This is a genomic window from Neorhizobium sp. SHOUNA12A, from assembly GCF_023006505.1.
In the GTDB taxonomy this organism is placed as follows: Bacteria; Pseudomonadota; Alphaproteobacteria; order Rhizobiales; family Rhizobiaceae; genus Neorhizobium.
Genome location: NZ_JALBGV010000191.1, coordinates 1 through 1,419, shown reverse-complemented (window position 1 = coordinate 1,419; position 1,419 = coordinate 1). Strand labels below are relative to the sequence as shown.

Below are 1,419 nucleotides of genomic sequence, written 5' to 3'. Positions count from 1 at the left end.
CACTACTTTGGCAGATTAATCCTCGGTTAACGATGATCGGCGATCTTTAGCACTTCAACAGGGGTGCGAAGGATGGCAGAGCAGGATGTTGCACTGACGGAATGGCTGAAGCCGTTCGTTGAGAAGCTTGGCCACAAGAAGCGGCGGCAGATGTGCCCGATCTATGTTTCGGGTCTGATTGGGCCTGGTGATCGCAAAAGCATAGAGCCGATGGCGGAGCGGCTTGCGCCTGATCGCTACGATCGCCTGCATCATTTCATCTCGGATGGCATTTGGGACGCCGGTCCGCTTGAGGCGGAATTGGCCGTGCAGGCTGACAGAATAGTCGGAGGCCCGGATGCATTTCTGGTGATCGACGATACGGGCCTTCCGAAGAAGGGCGACCACTCGGTAGGGGTCGCGCCGCAATATGCATCGATGCTGGGCAAGCGCGCCAATTGCCAGACGCTGGTGTCACTGACGCTGGCACGGAACGAGGTTCCTGTCCCGGTGGGTTTGCGGCTGTTCCTGCCCGAGAGTTGGACCAGCGATCAGGACAGAATGGCAAAAGCCGGCGTTCCCGAGCTGTCGCGCGTATCCCGCACCAAGCCGGAGATTGCGCTCGACGAGATCGATCGGCTGATTGCCGCAGGTGTTCGGTTTGGCACCGTGCTTGCGGACGCAGGCTATGGTCTGTCAGCCGCATTTCGGCAGGGTTTGAGTGCGCGGGGTCTCACCTGGGCCGTCGGCATTCCCAAGCATCAGAAGGTTTATCCCCATGATGTCGCATTGATCCTTCCTGTTGCTGGTCATGGACGGCCGCGCAAACATTCCATCCCCGATACGCTGTCGACAGCCGCCGAAACGATGCTGGCGGCCTCGACGTGGACGAAACTCAGCTGGCGGCGTGGCACCAAAGGCCGACTGACCGCGCGCTTTGCGGCCCTGCGCATTCGGGTCGCTGATGGCAGCCCACAACACATCTTCGACAAGGGGCAACAGCATATGCCGGGCGAGGAAGCCTGGCTGGTTGGCGAGTGGCGCTCAAACAACGAACGCAAATATTATCTGTCCAATCTGCCGGCCGCGGCGACATTGAAACAACTGGCGGCGGCTATTAAAGCTCGTTGGGTCTGCGAGCAGGCTCATCAGCAGATGAAGGAAGAACTCGGTCTCGATCATTTCGAAGGCCGATCATGGCAAGGCCTTCATCGACACGCGCTGATGACCATGATCGCTTATGCCTTCCTGCAACATCAGCGCCTATGCAAGGCAAAGCGGGAAAAAAAGGAACAGACGCGGCCCGCCTAAACCGACACTGCCAGCTATCCGACGCGCCGTCATAGCCGCGCTCTCAAACCACCATCCACCACAACGATGTCCACACTGCCGTATCAGGTTCCAAATGACCTCAAAATCAATTCTGCCAAAGTAGTGCTA

Annotated in this window: 1 protein-coding gene; it reads left to right on the top strand. The window is 58.4% G+C overall.

Annotation, left to right across the window (positions count from 1 at the left end; genetic code table 11):
• Positions 1-72 precede the first annotated feature (72 nt).
• Entirely contained in the window at positions 73-1,290 is a 1,218-nt protein-coding gene (locus tag MOV63_RS32410; RefSeq protein ID WP_247039836.1) for an IS701 family transposase, read from the top strand.
• Positions 1,291-1,419 lie beyond the last annotated feature (129 nt).

What these genes read in the sequence shown, in the direction of transcription:
- MOV63_RS32410 (WP_247039836.1), top strand. Translation starts at nt 73, where the DNA reads ATGGCAGAGCAGGATGTTGCACTGACGGAATGGCTGAAGCCGTTCGTT.